At 57.0% G+C, this 21,149-nt stretch carries 19 protein-coding genes; 12 read left to right on the forward strand and 7 right to left on the reverse strand.

Annotated elements, in window-relative coordinates; all coding sequences use genetic code 11:
• Positions 1-28: 28 nt before the first annotated feature.
• Positions 29-838: a pyrroline-5-carboxylate reductase gene (gene proC / locus IYV58_RS05815; protein WP_004129614.1), complete on the reverse strand. Its 810-nt coding sequence runs from the start codon at positions 836-838 to the stop codon at positions 29-31.
• A 116-nt stretch (positions 839-954) separates the two neighbouring features.
• Here proC and IYV58_RS05820 point away from each other — a divergent pair, with 116 nt between their 5' ends.
• Positions 955-1,413 carry a YaiI/YqxD family protein gene (locus tag IYV58_RS05820; RefSeq protein ID WP_049113307.1) on the forward strand — a complete coding sequence of 153 codons (459 nt, stop codon included), beginning with the start codon at positions 955-957 and terminating at the stop codon, positions 1,411-1,413.
• Here IYV58_RS05820 and IYV58_RS05825 read toward each other — a convergent pair.
• Positions 1,410-2,108, reverse strand: coding sequence for a DUF2076 domain-containing protein (locus tag IYV58_RS05825; RefSeq protein ID WP_004129619.1), 699 nt, complete (start codon positions 2,106-2,108; stop codon positions 1,410-1,412). The two genes, IYV58_RS05820 and IYV58_RS05825, sit on opposite strands and share 4 nt — an antisense overlap.
• 334 nt (positions 2,109-2,442) lie before the next feature.
• Here IYV58_RS05825 and aroL point away from each other — a divergent pair, with 334 nt between their 5' ends.
• The 4 genes from aroL to ppnP all read left to right on the forward strand — a co-directional run bounded on the left by aroL (position 2,443) and on the right by ppnP (position 4,535).
• Positions 2,443-2,970: a shikimate kinase AroL gene (aroL, locus tag IYV58_RS05830; protein WP_004129620.1), complete on the forward strand. Its 528-nt coding sequence runs from the start codon at positions 2,443-2,445 to the stop codon at positions 2,968-2,970.
• Positions 2,971-3,040: 70 nt separating this feature from the next.
• On the forward strand, positions 3,041-3,232 hold the full coding sequence (locus IYV58_RS05835; RefSeq protein ID WP_004129622.1) for a YaiA family protein: 192 nt from the start codon (positions 3,041-3,043) through the stop codon (positions 3,230-3,232).
• A 250-nt stretch (positions 3,233-3,482) separates the two neighbouring features.
• Positions 3,483-4,163, forward strand: a complete 681-nt coding sequence (locus IYV58_RS05840; protein ID WP_170100633.1) for an AroM family protein — start codon at positions 3,483-3,485, stop codon at positions 4,161-4,163.
• A gap of 87 nt (positions 4,164-4,250) precedes the next feature.
• The gene (gene ppnP, locus IYV58_RS05845) at positions 4,251-4,535 is read left to right on the forward strand and encodes a pyrimidine/purine nucleoside phosphorylase (RefSeq protein WP_004129626.1); all 285 of its coding nucleotides are present in this window, start codon (positions 4,251-4,253) and stop codon (positions 4,533-4,535) included.
• Positions 4,536-4,580: 45 nt separating this feature from the next.
• Here ppnP and rdgC read toward each other — a convergent pair whose 3' ends face one another.
• Positions 4,581-5,492, reverse strand: coding sequence for a recombination-associated protein RdgC (gene rdgC, locus IYV58_RS05850; RefSeq protein ID WP_004129627.1), 912 nt, complete (start codon positions 5,490-5,492; stop codon positions 4,581-4,583).
• Positions 5,493-5,582: 90 nt separating this feature from the next.
• Here rdgC and mak point away from each other — a divergent pair, with 90 nt between their 5' ends.
• Positions 5,583-6,488 (forward strand): fructokinase, encoded by a 906-nt coding sequence (gene mak, locus IYV58_RS05855; protein WP_049113301.1) that lies wholly within the window; start codon positions 5,583-5,585, stop codon positions 6,486-6,488.
• Between the two features lie 47 nt (positions 6,489-6,535).
• Here mak and IYV58_RS05860 read toward each other — a convergent pair whose 3' ends face one another.
• The 3 genes from IYV58_RS05860 to sbcD all read right to left on the reverse strand — a co-directional run bounded on the left by IYV58_RS05860 (position 6,536) and on the right by sbcD (position 11,521).
• The gene (locus IYV58_RS05860; RefSeq protein WP_004129631.1) at positions 6,536-6,898 is read right to left on the reverse strand and encodes a hypothetical protein; all 363 of its coding nucleotides are present in this window, start codon (positions 6,896-6,898) and stop codon (positions 6,536-6,538) included.
• A 289-nt stretch (positions 6,899-7,187) separates the two neighbouring features.
• The gene (gene sbcC / locus IYV58_RS05865; RefSeq protein ID WP_195729477.1) at positions 7,188-10,322 is read right to left on the reverse strand and encodes an exonuclease subunit SbcC; all 3,135 of its coding nucleotides are present in this window, start codon (positions 10,320-10,322) and stop codon (positions 7,188-7,190) included.
• A complete protein-coding gene (sbcD, locus tag IYV58_RS05870; RefSeq protein ID WP_139529575.1) occupies positions 10,319-11,521 on the reverse strand; it encodes an exonuclease subunit SbcD in 1,203 nt (400 codons plus the stop codon). Before sbcD ends, sbcC begins: the two co-directional genes overlap by 4 nt.
• A gap of 307 nt (positions 11,522-11,828) precedes the next feature.
• On the opposite strand from sbcD, the gene phoB reads away from it, so the two are divergent.
• The 5 genes from phoB to malZ all read left to right on the forward strand — a co-directional run bounded on the left by phoB (position 11,829) and on the right by malZ (position 19,031).
• A complete protein-coding gene (gene phoB, locus IYV58_RS05875; protein WP_004099401.1) occupies positions 11,829-12,518 on the forward strand; it encodes a phosphate response regulator transcription factor PhoB in 690 nt (229 codons plus the stop codon).
• 21 nt (positions 12,519-12,539) lie between these two features.
• A complete protein-coding gene (gene phoR, locus IYV58_RS05880) occupies positions 12,540-13,829 on the forward strand; it encodes a phosphate regulon sensor histidine kinase PhoR (RefSeq protein WP_195729478.1) in 1,290 nt (429 codons plus the stop codon).
• A 418-nt stretch (positions 13,830-14,247) separates the two neighbouring features.
• Entirely contained in the window at positions 14,248-15,567 is a 1,320-nt protein-coding gene (gene brnQ, locus IYV58_RS05885; protein ID WP_004129638.1) for a branched-chain amino acid transporter carrier protein BrnQ, read from the forward strand.
• A gap of 123 nt (positions 15,568-15,690) precedes the next feature.
• The gene (gene proY / locus IYV58_RS05890) at positions 15,691-17,061 is read left to right on the forward strand and encodes a proline-specific permease ProY (protein ID WP_004129641.1); all 1,371 of its coding nucleotides are present in this window, start codon (positions 15,691-15,693) and stop codon (positions 17,059-17,061) included.
• 152 nt (positions 17,062-17,213) lie between these two features.
• A complete protein-coding gene (gene malZ / locus IYV58_RS05895) occupies positions 17,214-19,031 on the forward strand; it encodes a maltodextrin glucosidase (protein WP_112165852.1) in 1,818 nt (605 codons plus the stop codon).
• Here the strand turns inward: malZ and IYV58_RS05900 are convergent.
• Positions 19,028-19,930 carry a LysR family transcriptional regulator gene (locus IYV58_RS05900; protein ID WP_004129645.1) on the reverse strand — a complete coding sequence of 301 codons (903 nt, stop codon included), beginning with the start codon at positions 19,928-19,930 and terminating at the stop codon, positions 19,028-19,030. The two genes, malZ and IYV58_RS05900, sit on opposite strands and share 4 nt — an antisense overlap.
• Positions 19,931-20,221: 291 nt before the next feature.
• On the opposite strand from IYV58_RS05900, the gene IYV58_RS05905 reads away from it, so the two are divergent.
• Positions 20,222-20,863, forward strand: coding sequence for a hydrolase (locus IYV58_RS05905; RefSeq protein ID WP_139529579.1), 642 nt, complete (start codon positions 20,222-20,224; stop codon positions 20,861-20,863).
• Positions 20,864-21,149 lie beyond the last annotated feature (286 nt).

The raw sequence follows: 21,149 nt of genomic DNA on the forward strand, positions 1-21,149 counted from the left end.
ACCCGCTATGCGTTATTCGCTATTCCAATCAGGAACGGCTGAGCTTCTCTGACTTCTCCATGCATTTCACCATCGCTTCGATGACGGACGAGCGGAAGCCTTTCTCTTCCAGCACGCGCACGGCTTCGATCGTGGTGCCGCCCGGCGAGCACACCATATCCTTCAGCGCGCCCGGATGCTCTCCGCTCTCAAGCACCATTTTAGCGGAACCCATCACCGCCTGGGCCGCGAATTTATAAGCCTGAGCGCGCGGCATTCCGCCAAGCACGGCGGCATCCGCCATGGCTTCGATAAACATAAAAACGTAGGCCGGCGCGGAGCCGCTGACGCCAACCACCGGGTGAATCATGGGCTCCGCAATGATTTCCGCCTGGCCAAAGCAGCGGAAGATGGTCAGGATTTCTGCGGTTTCTTCGGCGCTCACCAGCGCGTTCGGCGTGACCGACGTCATCCCCGCGTTGACCAGCGAAGGCGTGTTGGGCATCGCGCGGACTATTTTGCGATCGTGGCCCAGGGCGCGCGCCAGCTGATCGAGCGTCACGCCCGCGGCGATAGAAACCACCAGAGAGTCTTTATTCAGGCTGGAGGCGATGTCGCTGAGGACTTTAACCATCACGCCCGGCTTCACGGCGCCAAAAACGATATCCGCCACCTGGGCCACTTCCTGCGCGCTTTGCGCCGCATTAATGCCGTACTGGTCGTGCAGGGCCGCCACTTTGTCCGGCGACGGGGTGTAGACCCAGATTTGACCCGGCTGAACCTGTCCGCTGGCGATTAGGCCGCCCAGAATGGCCTTGCCCATATTGCCGCAGCCGATAAAGCCGATTTTCTTCTCCATCACCAATCCCCTTTGCTTGTTTTATCGTTAGCTACATAGCTTATCATCTTGTTGCTTTCGCGGAAGGCAAAAGCAGGTGACAATACGGTATCTCTTTTTGGTCGACAGGAGCCGCAATGGCTATTTGGGTTGATGCGGACGCGTGTCCGAACGTCATTAAAGATATTTTGTTCCGCGCCGCAGAGCGCACGCAAATCTCGCTGACGCTGGTCGCTAACCAGCCGCTGCGCGTCCCACCGTCGCGCTTTATCCGCACGCTGCGCGTGGCGCAGGGATTTGACGTGGCGGATAACGAAATCGTTCGTTTATGCGAGCCAGGAGATCTGGTGATTACCGCCGATATTCCGCTGGCGGCGGAAGTGCTGGAGAAAGGCGGGGCGGCGCTGAATCCGCGCGGAGAACGCTACAGCGAGGCGACTATTCGCGAGCGCCTGACGATGCGCGATTTTATGGAAACGATGCGGGCCAGCGGTGTGCAGACCGGCGGCCCGGATAGCTTATCCCAGCGCGATCGTCAGCAGTTTGCCGCCGCGCTGGAGAAATGGCTGCTAGAGGTCAAACGCCCGCAGGGTTAAACCCAGCTGTCGTCGTCGCTGCCAAAATCATCGTTGCCAAAACCGGCGTCAAAGTCGGAGTCATAGTCGTTGTTGTCGGCAAGGAACTGCCCGTCATCCTGGCGGAAGGTATCGTCAGCGACGCTGCTGTCCTGCGCCTGGCTGAGATCCGGCTGCGGTTTATCTTCGATAATATTGACGATCTCCTGCGGATGCGAGCCGCTAAACATATTGGTCAACATATTGCCCAACACTACGCCGCCCGCGACGCCTGCCGCCGTTTGCAGCGCGCCGGCCATAAAGCCGCCGCCGCTGCGCGAGGCCTGAGGCGCGTAGTTCTGCTGTTGCGCCTGTGGGGCGTACTGAGGCTGGGCGCCGGCCTGCTGTCGGCCATACTGCTCTGCGCCAGGAATCGGATCGGAGCCGCGAGACTGCCCGCCGCCAAACAGGCCGGAGAGAAACCCGCCGCTGCTTGGCTTCGCAGCCTGAAGCTGGGTGACCTGGCTTTCCAGCGCCTGAATACGGTCGTTAAGCTGTTTGATAGCCGCTTCCTGAATCAAAATTGTCTGCGCCATATAGTAAGGGGCGAACGGCTGCTCTTTGATGTGCCCGGCAATCCGCTCCTCAGCGCTGGCATCGCGCGATGCGCTGCGGCTCTCGGCCTCTTTTAACCGGGAAAACAGTCCATCAATAAGGCGTTGCTCTTCAGATTGCATACTACATACCTCTGTCATACTGATTGATTAGCTTCAGATTCGCTCCGAAGGACTCGTCTTGTAAATATGCGGCAGCGTAAAGCTGTGCAGAAATGTGTTACTGTTTACGCCAGACTGCGAACAAAAAATAACTTCTGTACAAAAGTAAAGCTGGCATAACACTAGATGCAATGATAAGTTTACATTTAAAGCCCTTTCTAATACTAAGGTGAAAGGGTTTGTAGATGGTGTGTAACGTTTATTTTACGGTTGGCGTCAGGTAAGTTTGCGGTACCATTGTTTTTCTTTTCGCTTTCATTTATCCGCAGTACGCGGAACCAAGGGGTCTTCGGTAATGACACAGCTAATATTTCTTGTCGGGCCTCGCGGCTGCGGTAAAACGACCGTCGGTCATGCGCTGGCGAAAGTTCGCAACTTTAAGTTCGCCGACACGGACCATGAGCTGCAGGAGCATGAGCAGCGCACGGTAGCGGCGATCGTCCAGCAGGAAGGCTGGGAACGCTTTCGTGCTCTGGAAACGCAGGCGTTAGAAAGAGTCGCGCAACCCGCAACCATCATCGCCACCGGCGGCGGCATTATACTCAGCGAATATAACCGTCAGTTTATGCGGGAGAATGGCGTAGTGATCTATCTTGAGGCTTCGGTTTCCGCGCTGATAGACCGTCTTGAAGCCTATCCGAAGGCTGAACAGCGCCCGACGCTGACCGGAAAGCCCATCCGCGAAGAAGTGGGTGAAGTGCTGGCGCAGAGAGAAGCGCTATATCGCGCGGCCGCGCATCATATTATTAACGCCACCGCGTCGCCGGATGAGGTCGTGGAACAGATTATGACGACCGTATGCGGTGCGAGCTATACCAGTTAAGACTTTACCTGGGGAAAACGGATCGGCAGCGCCTATACTTTAAAGCTCTTAAGGTAAAAAAGGAAACGCTATGCCGACCAGACCTCCATATCCAAGGGAAGCGCGTGTTGTCGCCGTTGAAAAAGGCCCGCAGGGCCAAACGGTCACCTGGTATGAACTGCGCGCTGACCATCCGACGCCAAACTCCCTCATCAGTGAACACCCTACTGAACAGGAAGCGCTGGACGCCAAACGGCGCTACGAAGATCCTGACAAATCTTAATTTCCCATTCATGTCCGGGATTGGCTCTGAAAAGGTCGCTACCGGACATGCATCACATTTTTAATTTATTAACCGTACTAATGATTACCTAAGTCACGGATTTTCTGGTGCGTTTTGACGCTTTTGGAATCTTTACATTCCAAAATAGCCGTAATCTGCTACGCTTCTCGACGGTTGCTTTGGTCACCAGGGGGCAGAAGTCGTCAAGAGAAGCCTGTTTTGAAACAGCGGTTGTGAAAAGGTACATGATATGAGTAGTGCATCGATGGCAATTTTGACCATTGGGGTAGTACCGGTGGCGGAGATGTTGCCGCTTTTAACTGAACATATCAGGGAAGAACAGATCGACCACGTTAGCCTGTTAGGCAAAATGGCGCGCGAAGAGGTAATGCGGGACTATGGCATTGAGCCCGGCGATGAGATGCTATTGACCTTGCTTAACGACAATGAAATCGCCCAGGTCTCGCGGCAGAAGGTTGAACGTGATTTACGTAGCGTCATTGCGGTGCTCGATAAACAAGATTACGACCTGATATTACTCATGAGTACCCATCCCTTTCGCGGATTTACGGCGAATAATGCGATCCTGCTTGAGCCGCAAAGAATTATCCCGCCGCTGGTTGCCTCGATTGTTGACGGTCATCAGGTAGGGGTCATTGTTCCGGTCGAAGAGATTTTGCCGCTGCAGCGGGATAAATGGCAGGTGTTAGAAAACACCCCGCTGTATGCCATCTCCAACCCGGTCAGCGGTAGTAAAGAGAATTTACTGGCCGCCGGCAGGGAGCTGATTGAGCAAGGCGCAGACGTACTGATGCTGGATTGTCTTTGCTACCACCAGCAGCATCGAGACATATTACAAAAGGCGCTGGATATCCCGGTTCTGTTGTCAAATGTGCTGGTTTCGCGACTGGCGGCAGAACTATTAGTTTAACCTGATATATCGCGTTAATTTTACGTGACAGGTGCAAGGAGCGCCCCCTATATTGTGCCTTCAACACAAGATCATAAGGGCGAGTTTATGCTTCAAAGCAATGAATACTTTGACGGAAAAGTAAAATCTATCGGCTTCACCAGCAGCAGCACCGGCCGTGCGAGCGTGGGCGTGATGGCGGAAGGGGAATATACCTTTGGCACCGCGCAGCCAGAAGAGATGAGCGTAGTCAGCGGCGCGCTGAACGTACTTCTGCCGGGGGAAACCGAGTGGAAAGTCTACGCCGCCGGGGAAGTATTCAACGTTCCGGGGAATAGCGAGTTTCATTTGCAGGTGGCTGAGCCGACGTCTTATCTTTGCCGCTACCTGTAAAGTCAGCTTCCTTCCTGCGCTGGCAGGAAGGAATTTACCGCCAGATTAGCGCTGCGCTTCGCCGCCTAACCCTTCCACCAGATTCTGTATCAGCGCGGCCAGTTCGCCGGTCATCAGAATAAAGTCCGCATCAAAACGCTGAGCGAAATCTTCCCGATCGATATCTTCATTCTGGTCCCGCAGTTCGTCGCAGAACTTCAGGCGTTTAATCGAACCATCATCGCACATTAAGAACTGAATGCGCTGCTGCCAGTCGAGCGCCAGCTTGGTCACGACCTTACCGGCTTCAATGTGCACGGCGATCTCGTCGCTGACCAGATCCTGTTTTTTCGCGCGGATCACGCCGCCGTCTTCCAGCATCGCTTTTAGCTCGGCTTCGTCCAGTAGCTGGAAGCCCTGGGCAACGGTACCGGAGCGCACCCACTCGGTTAGCGTCAGTTCGATCGGGGTTTCCAGCGCCAGCGGGACCACCGGCAGCGAGCCGAGGGTTTTACGCAGTAGCGCCAGGGTATCTTCCGCTTTTTTGGCGCTCGCGCAGTCCACCATGATTAGTCCGTTGACGGTATCGATCCACATCATAGTCTGGCTGAAGCGGCTGAAGGCGCGCGGCAGCAGAGAGTGCAGAACCTCATCTTTCAGCGAATCTTTTTCGGTCTTTTTCAGCTTGCGGCCCTGCTCGGCTTCCAGCTTGAAAATCTTTGCTTCCAGCGCCTGTTTGATCACCGGAGACGGCAGGATCTTCTCTTCTTTACGCGCGCAGATAACGATCTGGCCGTTTGACGTATGCGTCAACGCGTCGCTGTGCGATCCCATCGGCGGTACCCAACCGGTTTTGGCCATATCCTGGCTGCCGCAAGGGGTAAAGGTCAGCTCGGCCAGCTGTTTTTCCATCTCCTCGGCGCGCAGGGAAATGTCGCGGCTGAGACGATAAACCATTAAATTTTTGAACCACAGCATGATAATTTCCACGGCTTAGTCGTTAAATCCAGCGGGCATGATAGCGAATTGTCGCTATGCTTGCATTGTTAATCGGGGGAGGAATTCACGGTGCGCATTGGCATTGATTTAGGCGGGACCAAAACGGAAGTCATCGCGCTGAGCGACCAGGGAGAGCAGCTATTTCGTCATCGCCTGCCTACGCCAGGGGGCGATTATTGCCAGACGATAGAGACAATTGCCTCGCTGGTTGAGATGGCCGAGCAGGCCACCGGGCAGAGCGGCACGGTTGGCATCGGCATCCCCGGGTCGATTTCGCCCTATACCGGCGTGGTCAAAAACGCTAATTCAACCTGGCTCAACGGTCAGCCGTTTGATAAAGACCTGAGCCAGCGTCTACAACGGGAAGTGCGTCTGGCCAACGATGCCAACTGCCTCGCGGTGTCGGAAGCGGTAGACGGCGCGGCGGCCGGGGCGCAAACGGTGTTTGCGGTGATTATTGGCACCGGCTGCGGTTCTGGGGTGGCGCTTAACGGACGCGCCCACATAGGCGGCAACGGTACGGCGGGCGAGTGGGGGCATAATCCGCTGCCGTGGATGGATGAAGACGAACTGCGCTATCGCGCTGAAGTGCCGTGCTACTGCGGCAAGCAGGGCTGCATTGAAACCTTTATCTCCGGCACCGGCTTTGCTACCGATTACCGTCGGTTGAGCGGGCATCCGCTGAAAGGCAGCGAGATTATGCAGCGCGTCGGCGAACGGGATCCGCTGGCGGAACTGGCGCTGAGCCGCTATGAGACGCGGCTGGCGAAGTCGTTGGCGCACGTGATCAACATCCTCGACCCGGACGTTATTGTGCTTGGCGGCGGAATGAGCAACGTTGACCGGCTGTATCAGACGGTGCCGAATCTGCTAAAACCGTGGGTCTTTGGCGGCGAATGCGAGACGCCGATTCGCAAAGCGGCCCACGGCGATTCCAGCGGCGTACGCGGCGCCGCCTGGCTGTGGCCGCTGTAATCATCAACCCGCTGCGCGGCCTGAACGGCGCAGCGGGTAGCGGTTGATTACCGCTCCGGGATCTCCTCCAGGCCGTAGTAAATCGACAATCCCCTTTTTTTACCCTCCTCAATATCCAGGTCCGCTCCCCGGGATTCGCCCGGTATGCGCAAAATTGCATCGCAGCGGCTAATTAAACGGTGAGCGACGGGGTAGAGATACTCTTCGCTAATCGCATCGCCAATTTCTTTGGAGCCCGCCGCTTTAGCAACGGGTAACGCCAGCCATTCGCCGACCACGGGAATATGCCCTTTCTGGTAAACGCGTAGCGCAACCTGGGCCATATTGTGCAGATTAGCCTCGATAAGTTCCGCGCGATTGTCGGTGCCGCTGCGTACCGGGCCGGCGATCAAAATAAGTAAACTTTGCATATTTAAGACCTTCTTGATGCGTGAATGGGAATGCTATTGAAGGCTTCCTTCCCGTTGTACGTTCCGTCATAGACAATTTTCGATGCATGAGTTTGCACGAAAATAAATGAAAATGGCCGTTTATAGGTTAACAGATAAACTATCATGCACTTTCGTGCATAATCAAGATTATTCGTGAATTGTTTGGCAATGATTACTGCGCCGGGCAGCTGGAAGCACGTCATTTCTCAGGAGGCGGCGATCTCTCCCGGCGGGGAGAGATCTTCAGGTAAGGAGCGGAGGGAGGGAATTACTCAACGGCGAAAGCTTTATCGAGGCGGCTATAGCCCAGCCCGTTGATTTTTTTAACTTTAATTTGCACAGGAATGCGCTCTTTCATCGCCTCAACGTGGCTGATGACGCCGATAATCTTGCCGCTGGCGTTAAGCGCGTCCAGCGCATCCAGCGCGGTATCCAGGGTTTCGCTGTCCAGCGTGCCGAAACCCTCATCGAGGAATAGCGAGTCTATCCGCGTCTTATGGCTCACCAGATCGGAGAGCGCCAGCGCCAGCGCGAGGCTCACGAGGAAGCTCTCGCCGCCGGAAAGCGTCCGGGTATCGCGCACCGCGTCTGCTTGCCAGGTATCGACCACCTCCAGCTCCAGCGCGTCGCTGGCTTTGCGTTGCAGCAGATAGCGGCCGTGCAGGCGGTTAAGCTGATGGTTGGCCAGCCATACCAGGTTATCCAGCGTCAGCCCTTGCGCAAACTTACGGAATTTGTCGCCCTCTCTGGAGCCGATAAGCGAGTTCAGCCACCCCCAGTCTTCCACTTCCCGGGCCGCGTGTTCCATCTGCTGGCGTAACGACTGCTGACGCTGCTGGTTTTCGGCATTCTGCTTCAGCTGCTGGCGAATCTCTCCCTGGCGGGCGCTGTTTTCCCGCAGCAGCGCAGTCAGTTGCTGAAGCTTTTCTTGTAGCTGTTCAGGCGGCTGGTCGATGTCCATGTCCGCCGGCGGCTGCTGGCTGTGGTTCACCAGCGCCTCGCGGGCTCGCAGCGCCAGCGCCTGATTCTGCTGGAGCGCGCTTTCCAACGTCTGCTTCAGGCGTTCAAGGCCCTGGCGCGTCTCTTCATCGAGCAGGGCGGCGAGAAACGCCTGCCGATCGGCGAACGGGCTGGCGGCCAGCGCTGCGCTGAACTGCGCTTCGCTCTCTTTCAGCTGTGCCTGCTGCTGGCTTTCCTGCTGTCCCAGGGTTTGCCACTGGCTCTGGAGTGCGAGGCAGTCGTCATGGACCTGACGCCAGCCGTCCAGCGGCGCGGGTTCCGCCGCTAATTCCGTTTCCGGCAAAGCCTCCAGTAGCGGAGCCAGCTGTTGGATCTGTTCCTGAAGGGCGAGCAGTTCATTCTGTTTGGCCTGCCAGCCGCGGGTCTCTTCTTCCCGCTGCGCCAGCCAGCCAGCGGCCTGCCCGACAGCCGGTAAGTCCAGCGCAAATGCGCTCAGCTCCGTCGCCAGCGCGGCGCTGCGCTGCGCTTGTTCCCGCTGTAGCTGCTGGAGCTGCTGCTGGCACTCCTGCTGCTGAGCCTGCCAGGCCAGACGCTGCTGATGCTGATACAGCCGCTGTTCATGCTCCTGTTGCGCGTTTAGCCAGCCCGGAATGTCATCCTTTGGCGTCAGGTCGATATTTAATCCGGTGATGGTCTCATGCCAGCGTGATGTAAGCGCTTGCTCCTGCAGCAGAAGCGATGCTTTCTCAGCGACCTCTTTTTGCTGCTGCTTGATCAGAGCGTCAAGCTCGCCGCGCGCCTGCGCTCCGGCCTCCGCCAGCTGCTTAACTTCGCGCTCCAGCGCATCGCGCCGCGCCTGGTTTACGCCGGGAACCAGCGCCTGATATTCGGCGACGGCCGGATGCTGCGCGGAACCGCAGAGCGGGCAGGGTGAGCCAGGCTGCAGGCGGGCTCGCTCCGCCTCAAACCCGGCAATGCGGGCTTCCATTTCGCAAAGGGCTTTCACATCGCTGAACTGCTGATTCTTTTCTTTATAGGCCTGACGGCGCTGAGCCAGGGTGGCTTCCAGCCGTTCCTGCTCCTGCTTACTGGCCTGCCCGGCGGCATCAAGCTGCGATAACCGTTGGGCCAGCGGCTGCAGCTGACCATGCAGCGCAGCGAGCTGCTGACGCAGAGCGCGGGCCGCAGCGTGCTGCGCGAGTCCGGCGCTAACCTGTTCGGCATCCAGCGTCAGCCCGGCGGCCGGCAGTTCGCCCAGCCTGCGGTGGGTTTCCGCCAGGCGCTGTTGGACCGCGGATTGCTGCTGCGTATCGCGAGCCTGCTGCTGGAAAGCGGCCCGCCAGCCCGCCAGCGCGTTGCCCCAGAGCTGAAAGCGGTCATGCTCTTTAAGCCATGCGGACAACGCTTGTTGACGGCTGTGAAGTTGCTCAGACTGCTGCCGGGCGGCGAGGCGAATACCCGCCCGCAGCCGCAATCGTTCATGTAAGCGAGTATTTACTTCTTCTCTCTGGCTGCGGGTTTGCGCCAGCGCGGCGGTTTGCTCCTGCTGACGCGTCCACTGCGGGCGCAAACGCTCCGCCGGCTGGGAATTTAACAGCGCGCTAAGCTGCGGCTGGACCTGCTCCAGCGCAGATTGCGCTTCGCGTAGCGCGGTTTGAGCCTGCAGATCTTCTGCCGTCAGTTCTTCACGGCGTATTTGCCACTGACGGGCATTTTGCAACCGGGTTTGTTCGCTAACCTGCTGTTTTTCTTCAGCAGTAAGCGCTTGCAAACTTTGCTGAAGCGCCTGCTGTTGCTCCTCGCTCAGCAGCAGGACGCCGGAGGCCTGCGCCTGGATTTTTTCCAGATCGACGCGGGCCTGCTTATGTTTTTCAAAGACCTGGGCGGAAATCTGTCCGTAAATTTCGGTCCCGGTGAGCTCTTCCAGCAGCTCGGCGCGCTCCTTCGGTTTGGCGTTGAGGAAGGCGGCGAACTGCCCCTGCGACAGCAGCATTGAGCGGGTGAAGCGGCCATAGTCCAGACCGGTGAGCGAGGCGGTCAGTTCCAGCTTATCTTTGACCTTATCGGCGAGGATTTTACCGTCCTCGCAGCGCGCCAGCTCGACGCGCGGAACCTGTAAATTGCCGTCCGGCTGGTTTCGCGCCCGGTTCTGGCTCCAGAAGGCGCGGTAGGCGATGCCTTTGACCTCGAACTCCACTTCCGCCAGACATTCGGCGGTGTCGCGGGTCATCAGATCGTTTTGCGATTGCGACACGCTGCTCAGGCGCGGCGTTTCGTGATAAAGCGCGAGGCAGATAGCGTCCAGCAGGGTGGTCTTGCCGGCGCCGGTTGGCCCGGTAATCGCGAACAATCCGTTGCTGGCAAATGGCTCAGCGGAGAAATCAATTTTCCATTCGCCTTTGAGTGAGTTGAGGTTTTTCAGGCGTAAGCTGAGAATTTTCACAGGCGATCCTCACCGTTGAGACTATGCAGCGTTTCATTAAAGAGCTGTTCCAGGCGCTGCTGCTGCGCCTCTTCCAGCGTTTCCAGCGCCAGACGGCGGGCGAAGACCTCCTCGACCTGCAGCTCGCTGAGGGTGACCCGCTGAACGCCCGCCAGAATGCGATCGCGCTGGCTGCGGCTGCGGCGCACCAGCAACACTTCTACCGGCAGTGTTTCGGTCTGGGCCTGGATTTTCCTTTGTATATCATGCATATATTCATCGCTGGTGATTTCGATATCCAGCCATGCCGCGGACCGCTGGCCGTTATTCTGCCATTGGTTCAGCTGAGCGCTAACGCTGGCGAAATCGCCCTTTAAGACCGCCAGAGGCTGGGTGATGGGCACGATCAGCGGCGTGACGTCCGCCAGGCGGCCAGCGCTAAAGGTCACCAGATTGACGCTTTTGCTTTTCCCGGTCTCGTCAAAGCTCAGCGCAATTGGGGAGCCACTGTAGCGAATATGCTCGCAGCCGCCGACCACCTGCGCCCGGTGAATATGGCCGAGCGCGATATAGTCGGCAGGCGGAAAGCGGTTCGCCGGGAAGGCGTCGAGGGTACCGATATAAATTTCGCGGACCGCGTCGCTTTTGCTGGCGCCGACGGTGGTTAAATGGCCGCTGGCGATAATCGGCAGCGCCTGGTTGCCGCGCAGTTCGCAGGCCTGCTGGTATTGCTGTTGGTAGTAGTCGCTGATGGCATTGAGTAACTGCTGTTGCTTCTCGCCGCTGGAGTGCCCGGCCTGGCTGGTCACCAGCTCACGAGGACGCAGGAACGGTACCGGGCAAAAAACCGCCCCCGGGGTACCGTCGCGTAACGGCAGAATAAAGGGCGCGTGGCCGGCATTGGCCACCACCGTGGTTTTAAGGAACGCAAGAATGTCGCGCGACTCGTTGAGGGTAGCGACCGAGTCGTGGTTTCCCGCCAGCACCACCAGCCGACAGCCGGTCTGCTGCAGCTGAACGACAAAGCGGTTATACAGCTCGCGCGCGTAGCTCGGCGGCGAGCCGGTATCAAAAATATCGCCCGCGACAATAATGGCGTCAACATCATGCTCCTGCGCGCTGGCCAGCAGCCAGTCGAGAAACGCCTGATGTTCGGCGGCGCGACTTTTGCTGTAAAAATTTTGCCCGAGATGCCAGTCAGAGGTGTGAAGGATGCGCATAGTTGTTCCATAGCGAAAAAGCGTAAGCGGCATTATATACCCGTCATACGTCAAGTTGCTTATGTGTTGGCTACGTGCGCTCACCCCAGCCACCTGGTTACCAGGGGTTGTGGGGACTGACGCCCTTGCCGCCATTAAGCCACGTGAATTATTGAGGGGATAATGCTGTTCTTCGGTGAGTTAAGTCCGTGTCACAATTCGAAATCCGCGTTCATCTGGCGGTCATTTTTTTCATAAATCTGTCATAAATCTGACGCATAATGGCCGCGCACTTCTATACTGATGGCTAAAAAATACAGGGTAAATAATGGCGAGAAGAATTCTGGTCGTTGAAGATGAAGCTCCAATCCGCGAAATGGTTTGCTTTGTTCTGGAGCAAAACGGCTTTCAGCCCGTCGAGGCGGAAGATTTTGACAGCGCGGTCAATCAGCTCAATGAACCCTGGCCTGATTTAATCCTCCTTGACTGGATGCTGCCGGGTGGGTCGGGTCTGCAGTTTATTAAACAGCTCAAGCGTGAAGCGATGACCCGTGATATTCCAGTGGTGATGCTGACCGCCCGCGGCGAAGAAGAAGATCGCGTCCGCGGCCTGGAAACCGGTGCGGATGATTACATTACCAAGCCATTTTCCCCGAAAGAGCTGGTGGCGCGCATTAAAGCCGTGATGCGGCGAATCTCGCCGATGGCGGTGGAAGAGGTGATTGAAATGCAGGGCCTGAGCCTCGACCCTTCTTCACATCGCGTGATGACCGGCGAAAATCCGCTGGATATGGGGCCGACGGAATTTAAATTATTACACTTCTTCATGACGCATCCGGAGCGGGTCTATAGCCGCGAACAGCTGCTGAATCACGTCTGGGGCACCAACGTTTATGTAGAAGACAGAACGGTAGACGTGCATATACGCCGTCTGCGCAAAGCGCTGGAACATAGCGGCCATGACCGGATGGTACAAACGGTTCGCGGTACGGGATATCGTTTCTCCGCCCGTTTCTGAATGCTGACAGGAGTGTGAACCGTGCTGGAACGGCTGTCATGGAAAAGGCTGGCGCTTGAGCTTTTCTTATGTTGTATCCCGGCCCTGATCCTCGGGGCGTTTGTAGGTCATCTGCCGTGGTTTTTATTGGCGGCAGTGACCGGCCTTCTTATCTGGCATTTCTGGAATCTGATGCGCCTGTCGTGGTGGCTGTGGGTCGACCGCAGCATGACGCCGCCGCCGGGTAGCGGCAGTTGGGAACCCCTGCTGTACGGTCTGCACCAGATGCAAATGCGTAATAAAAAGCGCCGCCGTGAGCTAGGAAGCCTGATTAAACGCTTTCGCAGCGGGGCGGAGTCTCTGCCGGACGCGGTGGTGCTGACCACCGAAGAAGGCGCGATGTTCTGGTGTAACGGCCTGGCCCAGCAGATCCTTAATCTGCGCTGGCCCGACGATAACGGGCAGAATATCCTCAACCTTCTGCGCTATCCTGAATTTGCTAATTACATGAAATACCGCGACTTCTCCAGGCCGCTCAATCTGGTGCTGAATAATGGCCGCCATCTGGAAATTCGTATGATGCCCTATAGCGACAAACAGCTGCTGATGGTGGCGCGCGATGTCACGCAGATGCACCAGCTGGAAGGGGCGCGGCGTAACTTTTTCGCCAACGTTAGCCATGAACTGCGCACGCCGCTGACGGTGTTGCAGGGGTATCTGGAGATGATGCAGGAGCAGGTGCTGGAAGGTGGAACGCGCGAAAAAGCGTTACACACCATGCGCGAACAAACCCAGCGTATGGAAGGCCTGGTGAAGCAGTTGCTGACGCTGTCGCGCATTGAAGCTGCGCCGGTACTGGCGATGAACGATAAAATCGACGTGCCGATGATGCTGCGGGTCGTCGAGCGCGAGGCGCAAACGCTAAGCCAGCAGAAGCATGAGCTGCATTTTTCGGTCGATGACTCGCTTAAAGTGCTGGGCAATGAAGAACAGCTGCGCAGCGCGATTTCCAACCTGGTGTATAACGCGGTCAACCATACGCCAGCGGGAACGGTGATTACCGTAACCTGGCAGCGGGCGCCGCACGGCGCGTTGTTTAGCGTCGAGGATAACGGGCCGGGGATCGCGCCGGAGCATATTCCGCGGCTGACCGAACGTTTCTACCGGGTGGATAAAGCGCGCTCGCGGCAAAGTGGCGGCAGCGGTCTCGGACTGGCGATTGTTAAACATGCCGTCAGCCATCACGATAGCCGCCTTGAGATCGAGAGCGCGGTCGGCAAAGGCACCCGCTTTAGCTTCTTATTACCGGAACGTTTAATTGCCAAAAATTAAACCCGGACGGGTGAGTGTCAGCATTCCTTGCCAATGACCAGCTTCGGCTGGTCATTTTCGTTTGCAGCGCCATAACAGCTGCATAATTAACGAGCGTTAGCTGCTTTTTTGTTCGCATGATAAGCCAGATGTTTTCTATCATTCTGGCTAATGATGCTATTCATTAAAATAGAGTTAGCATAATCATCTGCTTTTGCGATCCCTCCTTGCTTTAAAACGTTATAAGCGTTTAAATTGCCCCCCTACGGTCGCAGACAGACTGTTTTTGCGTGGTAATACAAAAAACAATTCTTTTCCACGCCGCTTTGGGAGCATATCCCGCTGAGTTTACTGACAATGGCCGCTGTATCATCCCCAGGGGAAAGGCGCGGTATTAATCCGTTTTTACAACACCACATCCACAGGCTGTAATGAATTTATGACCCATCAGTTAAAATCTCGCGACATCATTGCGTTGGGCTTTATGACCTTCGCGCTGTTCGTCGGCGCAGGCAATATTATCTTTCCTCCGATGGTTGGCTTACAGGCCGGCGAGCACGTCTGGACCGCGGCTATTGGCTTTCTGATTACCGCCGTGGGTCTGCCGGTGCTAACGGTCGTGGCGTTGGCTAAGGTCGGCGGCGGCGTAGAGAGCCTGAGCACGCCGATTGGTAAAGTCGCCGGTATTCTGCTGGCGGTGGTCTGCTATCTTGCCGTTGGGCCGCTGTTCGCGACTCCGCGCACCGCCACCGTCTCTTTTGAAGTGGGGATTGCGCCGCTGACCGGCGACGGTCCGCTGCCGCTGCTGATTTATAGCGTTATCTATTTTGCGCTGGTGATCCTCGTTTCGCTCTATCCGGGCAAGCTGCTGGACACCGTGGGGAATTTCCTCGCGCCGCTGAAAATTATCGCCCTGATTATTCTCGCCGTTGCGGCGATCGTCTGGCCTGCCGGTCCGCTGAGCCACGCGATGGAAGCCTACCGCACCGCGCCGTTCTCTAACGGTTTCGTCAACGGCTATCTGACTATGGATACCCTGGGCGCGATGGTCTTTGGCATCGTGATTGTCAACGCCGCGCGTTCCCGCGGCGTGACCGAAGCCCGCCTGCTGACCCGCTACACCGTGTGGGCTGGCCTGATGGCCGGCGTGGGCTTGACGCTGCTGTACCTGGCGCTGTTCCGTTTAGGTTCAGATAGCGGCACGCTGGTTGAGCAATCCGCTAACGGCGCGGCGATTCTCCATGCTTACGTTCAGCATACTTTCGGCGGCGCGGGAAGCTTTATGCTGGCGGCGCTGATCTTTATCGCCTGTCTGGTGACGGCGGTGGGCCTGACCTGCGCCTGCGCGGAGTTCTTCGCCCAGTACCTGCCGTTCTCCTATCGTACGCTGGTCTTTATCCTCGGCCTGTTTTCGATGGCGGTCTCCAACCTCGGTCTGAGCCACCTGATTCAGATTTCGATTCCGGTGCTGACGGCTATCTATCCGCCGTGTATCGCACTGGTTGTATTAAGCTTTACCCGCGGTTGGTGGCATAATTCGTCCCGCGTTATCGCCCCGGCAATGTTTATCAGCCTGATGTTTGGTATCATTGACGGCATTAAAGCGTCGGCGTTTGCAGATATTATGCCGTCCTGGACCGCGCGTCTGCCGCTGGCGGAGCAGGGTCTGGCCTGGCTGATGCCAACCGCCGTGATGGTGATTCTGGCCGTTATCTGGGATCGCGCAGCAGGACGTCAGGTGACTTCCAGCGCGCACTAACCGACGCTTTACACAGGTGTTTAACCACGGGACTTCAGGTCCCGTGGTTTTTTGTTTTTTTGGTCACCCTCCCTGGTGCTTTGCCCACGCGAAGGTCAGAGGAGAAAAACGGCATGGAACACGATGGAAAGTAGTAACAAGCTTAAGCGCGGGCTAAGTACCCGGCATATTCGCTTTATGGCGTTGGGGTCGGCAATCGGTACCGGCCTTTTCTATGGTTCGGCTGACGCGATTAAAATGGCGGGTCCGAGCGTTCTGTTGGCTTATATTATCGGCGGCGTCGCGGCCTACATTATTATGCGCGCGCTGGGCGAGATGTCGGTGCATAATCCGGCCGCCAGTTCGTTCTCGCGCTACGCGCAGGATTACCTTGGCCCGCTGGCGGGCTATATCACTGGCTGGACCTACTGTTTTGAAATTCTGATTGTCGCCATCGCCGACGTCACGGCCTTCGGCATCTATATGGGCGTCTGGTTCCCGGCGGTACCGCACTGGATTTGGGTGCTCAGCGTGGTGCTGATTATCTGCGCCGTCAACCTGATGAGCGTGAAGGTCTTCGGCGAGCTGGAATTCTGGTTCTCCTTCTTCAAAGTCGCCACCATTATCATCATGATCCTCGCTGGTTTCGGCATCATTATCTGGGGTATTGGCAACGGCGGGCAGCCGACCGGCATCCACAACCTGTGGAGCAACGGCGGCTTCTTCAGCAACGGCTGGCTGGGGATGGTGATGTCGCTGCAGATGGTGATGTTCGCCTACGGCGGCATTGAGATTATCGGTATTACCGCCGGCGAAGCGAAAGATCCGGAGAAATCCATACCGCGCGCCATTAACTCGGTGCCGATGCGTATTCTGGTGTTTTACGTGGGTACGCTGTTTGTAATTATGTCTATCTATCCGTGGAACCAGGTCGGGACCAACGGCAGCCCGTTCGTCTTAACCTTCCAGCATCTCGGCATCACTTTTGCCGCCAGCATCCTGAACTTTGTGGTGCTGACCGCTTCGCTATCGGCGATTAACTCCGATGTCTTTGGCGTAGGGCGTATGCTGCACGGCATGGCGGAGCAGGGCAGCGCGCCGAAAATGTTCGCTAAAACCTCACGTCGCGGGGTGCCATGGGTGACGGTGATGGTGATGACCATCGCGCTGCTGTTCGCGGTCTATCTTAACTATATTATGCCGGAGAACGTTTTCCTGGTGATCGCCTCGCTGGCCACTTTCGCCACCGTCTGGGTGTGGATTATGATCCTGTTGTCGCAGATCGCCTTCCGTCGCCGTCTGCCGCCGGAAGAGGCGAAGGCGCTTAAGTTCAAGGTACCCGGAGGGGTAACGACCACGGTGATTGGCCTGCTGTTCCTGGTCTTTATTATCGGTCTGATTGGCTACCACCCCGATACCCGCATCTCGCTGTACGTTGGCTTTGCGTGGATACTTCTGCTGCTGATTGGCTGGCAGTTTAAAACCCGCCGCGAGCGAAAGCTGGCGAAAGCGTAGTCATTTGCTTCTCTTCTTGCCGGATACGCACAGGCTATCCGGCAAGCGATCCCTCCACCCCCGCCATCCTCCCCCAATAATTCTGCCGATGATGAGTCATACGCCAGTACGCTGTGGCAAGGTGTGCCCATTCTGCAAAGAGAGGAATAACAATGTTGAAGGCATGGCACCTCCCGGTTGCTCCGTTTATCAAGGAACAGCAGGAACGACTGATGATTACGCTATGGTTGAGCGGCGACGATCTGCCGCCGCGGGTGACCCTACGCGCGGAAGAGGATAACGAAGAGCTGTCGCTGCCGATGCACCGCCTGCGGCAGGCGCCGTATCCGGGCGTGGTGGCGTGGCGCGGGGAAATCAACCTCGTCAATGGGCAGCCGCGTCGGCGCTACAGCTTCAAGCTGCTGTGGGCCGATCGTCAGCTGTGGTTCACGCCGCAGGGATTCAACCGCTTTCCGCCGGCGAGGCTGGAGCAGTTTGCGGTCGATTTGCCAGACAGCGGGCCGCAGTGGGTGGCCGATCAGGTGTTTTATCAAATTTTCCCTGACCGTTTTGCCCGCAGCCAGTCCCGCGAAGCGGAACAGGATGTAACTTACTACCACCACGCCGCCGGTCACGATATTGTGCGTAAAGCGTGGGATGAACCGTTAACCGCCGAGGCGGGCGGCTCCACCTTTTACGGCGGCGATCTCGATGGTATCAGCGAGAAGCTGCCGTATCTGAAGCAGCTTGGCGTCACGGCGCTGTATCTCAACCCGGTGTTTGTCGCTCCCAGCGTGCATAAATATGATACCGAGGATTACCGCCGCGTTGATCCGCAGTTTGGCGGCGATGCGGCGCTGCTACGCCTGCGTCACAACACGCAAAAAGAGGGGATGCGTCTGATCCTCGATGGCGTGTTCAACCATAGCGGCGATTCGCATGCCTGGTTCGACCGCCACCAGCGCGGTAGCGGCGGCGCCTGCCATAACGCCGATTCGCCGTGGCGCGACTGGTATAATTTTTCCCCCGAGGGCGTTGCCCACGACTGGCTGGGATACGCCAGCCTGCCGAAGCTGGACTACCGTTCGTCGACGCTGATCGATGAAATCTACGGCGGGGAAGATAGCGTGGTGCGCCATTGGCTGAAAGCGCCATGGAGCATGGACGGCTGGCGCCTGGACGTGGTACACATGCTGGGCGAAGGGGGCGGGGCGCGCAATAACCTGCGCCATATCGCCGGCATTACCCAGGCGGCGAAGCTGGAGCGGTCGGACGCTTTCGTGTTCGGCGAGCATTTCGGCGACGCGCGCCAGTGGCTACAGGCTGACGTTGAAGACTCGGCGATGAACTACCGCGGCTTCACCTTCCCGCTATGGGGCTTCCTCGCGAACACCGATATCTCCTACGATCCGCAGAAAATTGATGCGCAGACCTGCATGGCGTGGATGGACAACTATCGGGCCGGGTTGTCGCACCAGCAGCAGCTGAGGATGTTTAACCAGCTCGATAGCCACGATACCGCCCGCTTTAAGTCTCTGCTGGGTAAAGATGTCGCACGCCTGCCGCTGGCGGTGGTGTGGCTATTTAGCTGGCCGGGCGTGCCGTGCATTTACTACGGCGACGAAGTGGGCGTGGACGGCAATAACGATCCGTTTTGCCGCAAACCGTTCCCGTGGGATCCGGCGTTGCAGGATGGCGATCTGCTCGACCTGTACAAGCGGATGTGCAAGCTGCGTAAGGCCAATCAGGCGCTGCGCTACGGCGGCTGCCAGGCGATTTATGCCGAAGATAACGTGGTGGTGTTCGTGCGCGTCTATAAGCAGCAGCGCGTGCTGGTGGCGATCAACCGCGGCGAAGCCAGCGAGGTAGTGGTAGAGGATTCGCCGCTACTCGACGTCAACGGCTGGCAGTTGAAAGAGGGCGTCGGGGAGCTACACGACGGCGTGCTGACGCTACCGGCGATCTCCGCCAGCGTCTGGTTTAGCCGCTAGTCGTAGAGCTGGCCCAGGCTTTCACTTTGCAAAATGGCCTCGCGCCACCAGCGCTGGGCCAGCCCGTCGTTGCCGCTTCGCCAGGCCATATAGGTGATATCTTTCTCACGGCAGGAGATAACGGCCTTTTCGACTAGCTCGCCTTTTTCCAGCCACGGCCGGGCAATATGGCGCGGTAAAAAGCCGCAGCCCAGCCCGGCGCGCAAGAGTTCGACTTTACTGGCGAAATCATCCACGCGAATTTGCGGCTGTTCGTCGAGCAGGTTACTGTTGAGCGGATGGCAGTAGCGGGCGCTGTCGCTGATGACCACCGCGCGATGCAGGCTGAGCTGCTTGTTGGTCAGCGGTTGGGTGGTTTCCGCCAGCGGATGCCCCGGCGCGATGACGAAGATATTGTCCATGGCGCCGAGCATTTTCCACGACCATTCGGCGGAGGTCGGTGGTTCATTGATCGCCCCGAGAATAATATCCGCGCCGTTGTGAGTGAGCTCTTCCCACGAGCCCGCAAGGGTATGGTGGGTAAAGTTAAGGCGGGTTTGCGGGTGCTGGGCATAGAACGCGTCGATCAGCGGCAGCAGCGCGCTGAACGGGAAAGAGTCATCCAGGGCGATAGCCAGATCCCGCTCCCAACCGGCGCTGAGCTGCACCGCCTGCTTTTCCAGATCTTTGGCGGCATTTAGCAGCAATCGGCCTTTCTCCAACATCATTCTGCCGGTATCGGTAAATTTAGCCCGATGTCCGGAGCGATCCAGCAGGGTGATATTCAGATCGTTTTCCAGCTTTTGAATCATGTAGCTCAGCGCGGCAGGGGTTTTAAATAGCGATTCTGCGGCGGTGGCAAAAGAGCCATGTTTGTCCAGCGCGTCGAGAATCAACAGGACATCAAGGTTCAGGCGCATGCGTCAGCTTCCGGTAAAAAAGAGTGCCCCCGTTTTACCGGAGCGTCCTGTTCAATTCCAGTGAATAATTTAGAACGGTTAACCGTAAAAATTTGATAAACATAATTTCGCGCATCTTGTAATGGTTAATTGAATAACCATAACTTTTCGCTTTGGAAATAAATCAGAAAAAAATCTTTAATAACTCGTTAGAAATTACTGACTATACTCATCATGCTTTATCAGTCAGGATCCAGACAGCACAACGGAAACGGTAGTATCTTTTTAACTCATTGATTAACAGGATATGTTATGTCTATTCGTGAACTGATCGATCCCTCAAACTCAGCGCTTATTTTTATTGACCACCAGCCGCAAATGTCTTTTGGCGTGGCCAATATTGACCGTCAGACTCTCAAAAATAATACGGTGGCTTTAGCCAAAGCGGGTAAAATTTTTAATGTTCCGGTGATTTATACTTCCGTAGAAACTAAAAGCTTCAGCGGTTATATCTGGCCGGAACTGCTGGCCGTGCATCCTGATGTGAAACCCATTGAACGTACCTCGATGAACTCCTGGGAAGATGCGGCTTTTGTGGCCGCGGTAAAAGCCACCGGGCGTAAAAAATTGATTATTTCCGCGCTGTGGACGGAAGTTTGCCTGACCTTCCCGGCGCTGATGGCGCTGGAGGCAGGCTATGAAGTTTACGTGGTGACCGATACCTCCGGCGGCACCTCGGTTGATGCCCACGAGCGCTCAATTGACCGTATGGTGCAGGCCGGCGCGGTGCCGGTGACCTGGCAGCAGGTGCTGCTTGAGTACCAGCGCGACTGGTCGCGTAAAGAGACCTATGACGCGGTAATGGATCTGGTGCGCGAGCACAGCGGCGCCTACGGGATGGGCGTGGATTACGCTTATACCATGGTGCACGGCGCTCCAGAGCGTAAAGCTTAAATACACTTCATCCTTCAAGCTGCCTCTTTGTTGGCTTCGTTTGCCCGCCCCGGTCACTGACTCATGTCAGCTCCCGGGGACGAACAACCTTGCCGCCTCGACGCAGCGTGAATGATTTTGTGTATTGGCATCATCCTTCAGCTGCCTCTTTGTTGGCTTCGTTTGCCCGCCCCGGTCACTGACTCATGTCAGCTCCCGGGGACGAACAACCTTGCCGCCTCGACGCAGCGTGAATGATTTTGTGTATGGTCATGTATAGCTAATGGCGGCGGACAACCCGCCATTC

Source organism: Klebsiella sp. BDA134-6 (genome assembly GCF_015601345.1).
Taxonomy (GTDB): domain Bacteria; phylum Pseudomonadota; class Gammaproteobacteria; order Enterobacterales; family Enterobacteriaceae; genus Klebsiella; species Klebsiella grimontii.

Bases quoted from the DNA above. Each gene is read 5' to 3' on its own strand.
- malZ (WP_112165852.1), top strand. From the start codon at position 17,214: ATGTTGAAGGCATGGCACCTCCCGGTTGCTCCGTTTATCAAGGAACAG.
- IYV58_RS05825 (WP_004129619.1), bottom strand. From the start codon at position 2,108: ATGCAATCTGAAGAGCAACGCCTTATTGATGGACTGTTTTCCCGGTTA.
- brnQ (WP_004129638.1), top strand. From the start codon at position 14,248: ATGACCCATCAGTTAAAATCTCGCGACATCATTGCGTTGGGCTTTATG.
- IYV58_RS05900 (WP_004129645.1), bottom strand. From the start codon at position 19,930: ATGCGCCTGAACCTTGATGTCCTGTTGATTCTCGACGCGCTGGACAAA.
- proC (WP_004129614.1), bottom strand. From the start codon at position 838: ATGGAGAAGAAAATCGGCTTTATCGGCTGCGGCAATATGGGCAAGGCC.
- IYV58_RS05905 (WP_139529579.1), top strand. From the start codon at position 20,222: ATGTCTATTCGTGAACTGATCGATCCCTCAAACTCAGCGCTTATTTTT.
- IYV58_RS05840 (WP_170100633.1), top strand. From the start codon at position 3,483: ATGAGTAGTGCATCGATGGCAATTTTGACCATTGGGGTAGTACCGGTG.
- sbcD (WP_139529575.1), bottom strand. From the start codon at position 11,521: ATGCGCATCCTTCACACCTCTGACTGGCATCTCGGGCAAAATTTTTAC.
- rdgC (WP_004129627.1), bottom strand. From the start codon at position 5,492: ATGCTGTGGTTCAAAAATTTAATGGTTTATCGTCTCAGCCGCGACATT.
- IYV58_RS05860 (WP_004129631.1), bottom strand. From the start codon at position 6,898: ATGCAAAGTTTACTTATTTTGATCGCCGGCCCGGTACGCAGCGGCACC.
- phoB (WP_004099401.1), top strand. From the start codon at position 11,829: ATGGCGAGAAGAATTCTGGTCGTTGAAGATGAAGCTCCAATCCGCGAA.
- ppnP (WP_004129626.1), top strand. From the start codon at position 4,251: ATGCTTCAAAGCAATGAATACTTTGACGGAAAAGTAAAATCTATCGGC.
- proY (WP_004129641.1), top strand. From the start codon at position 15,691: ATGGAAAGTAGTAACAAGCTTAAGCGCGGGCTAAGTACCCGGCATATT.
- IYV58_RS05835 (WP_004129622.1), top strand. From the start codon at position 3,041: ATGCCGACCAGACCTCCATATCCAAGGGAAGCGCGTGTTGTCGCCGTT.
- IYV58_RS05820 (WP_049113307.1), top strand. From the start codon at position 955: ATGGCTATTTGGGTTGATGCGGACGCGTGTCCGAACGTCATTAAAGAT.
- aroL (WP_004129620.1), top strand. From the start codon at position 2,443: ATGACACAGCTAATATTTCTTGTCGGGCCTCGCGGCTGCGGTAAAACG.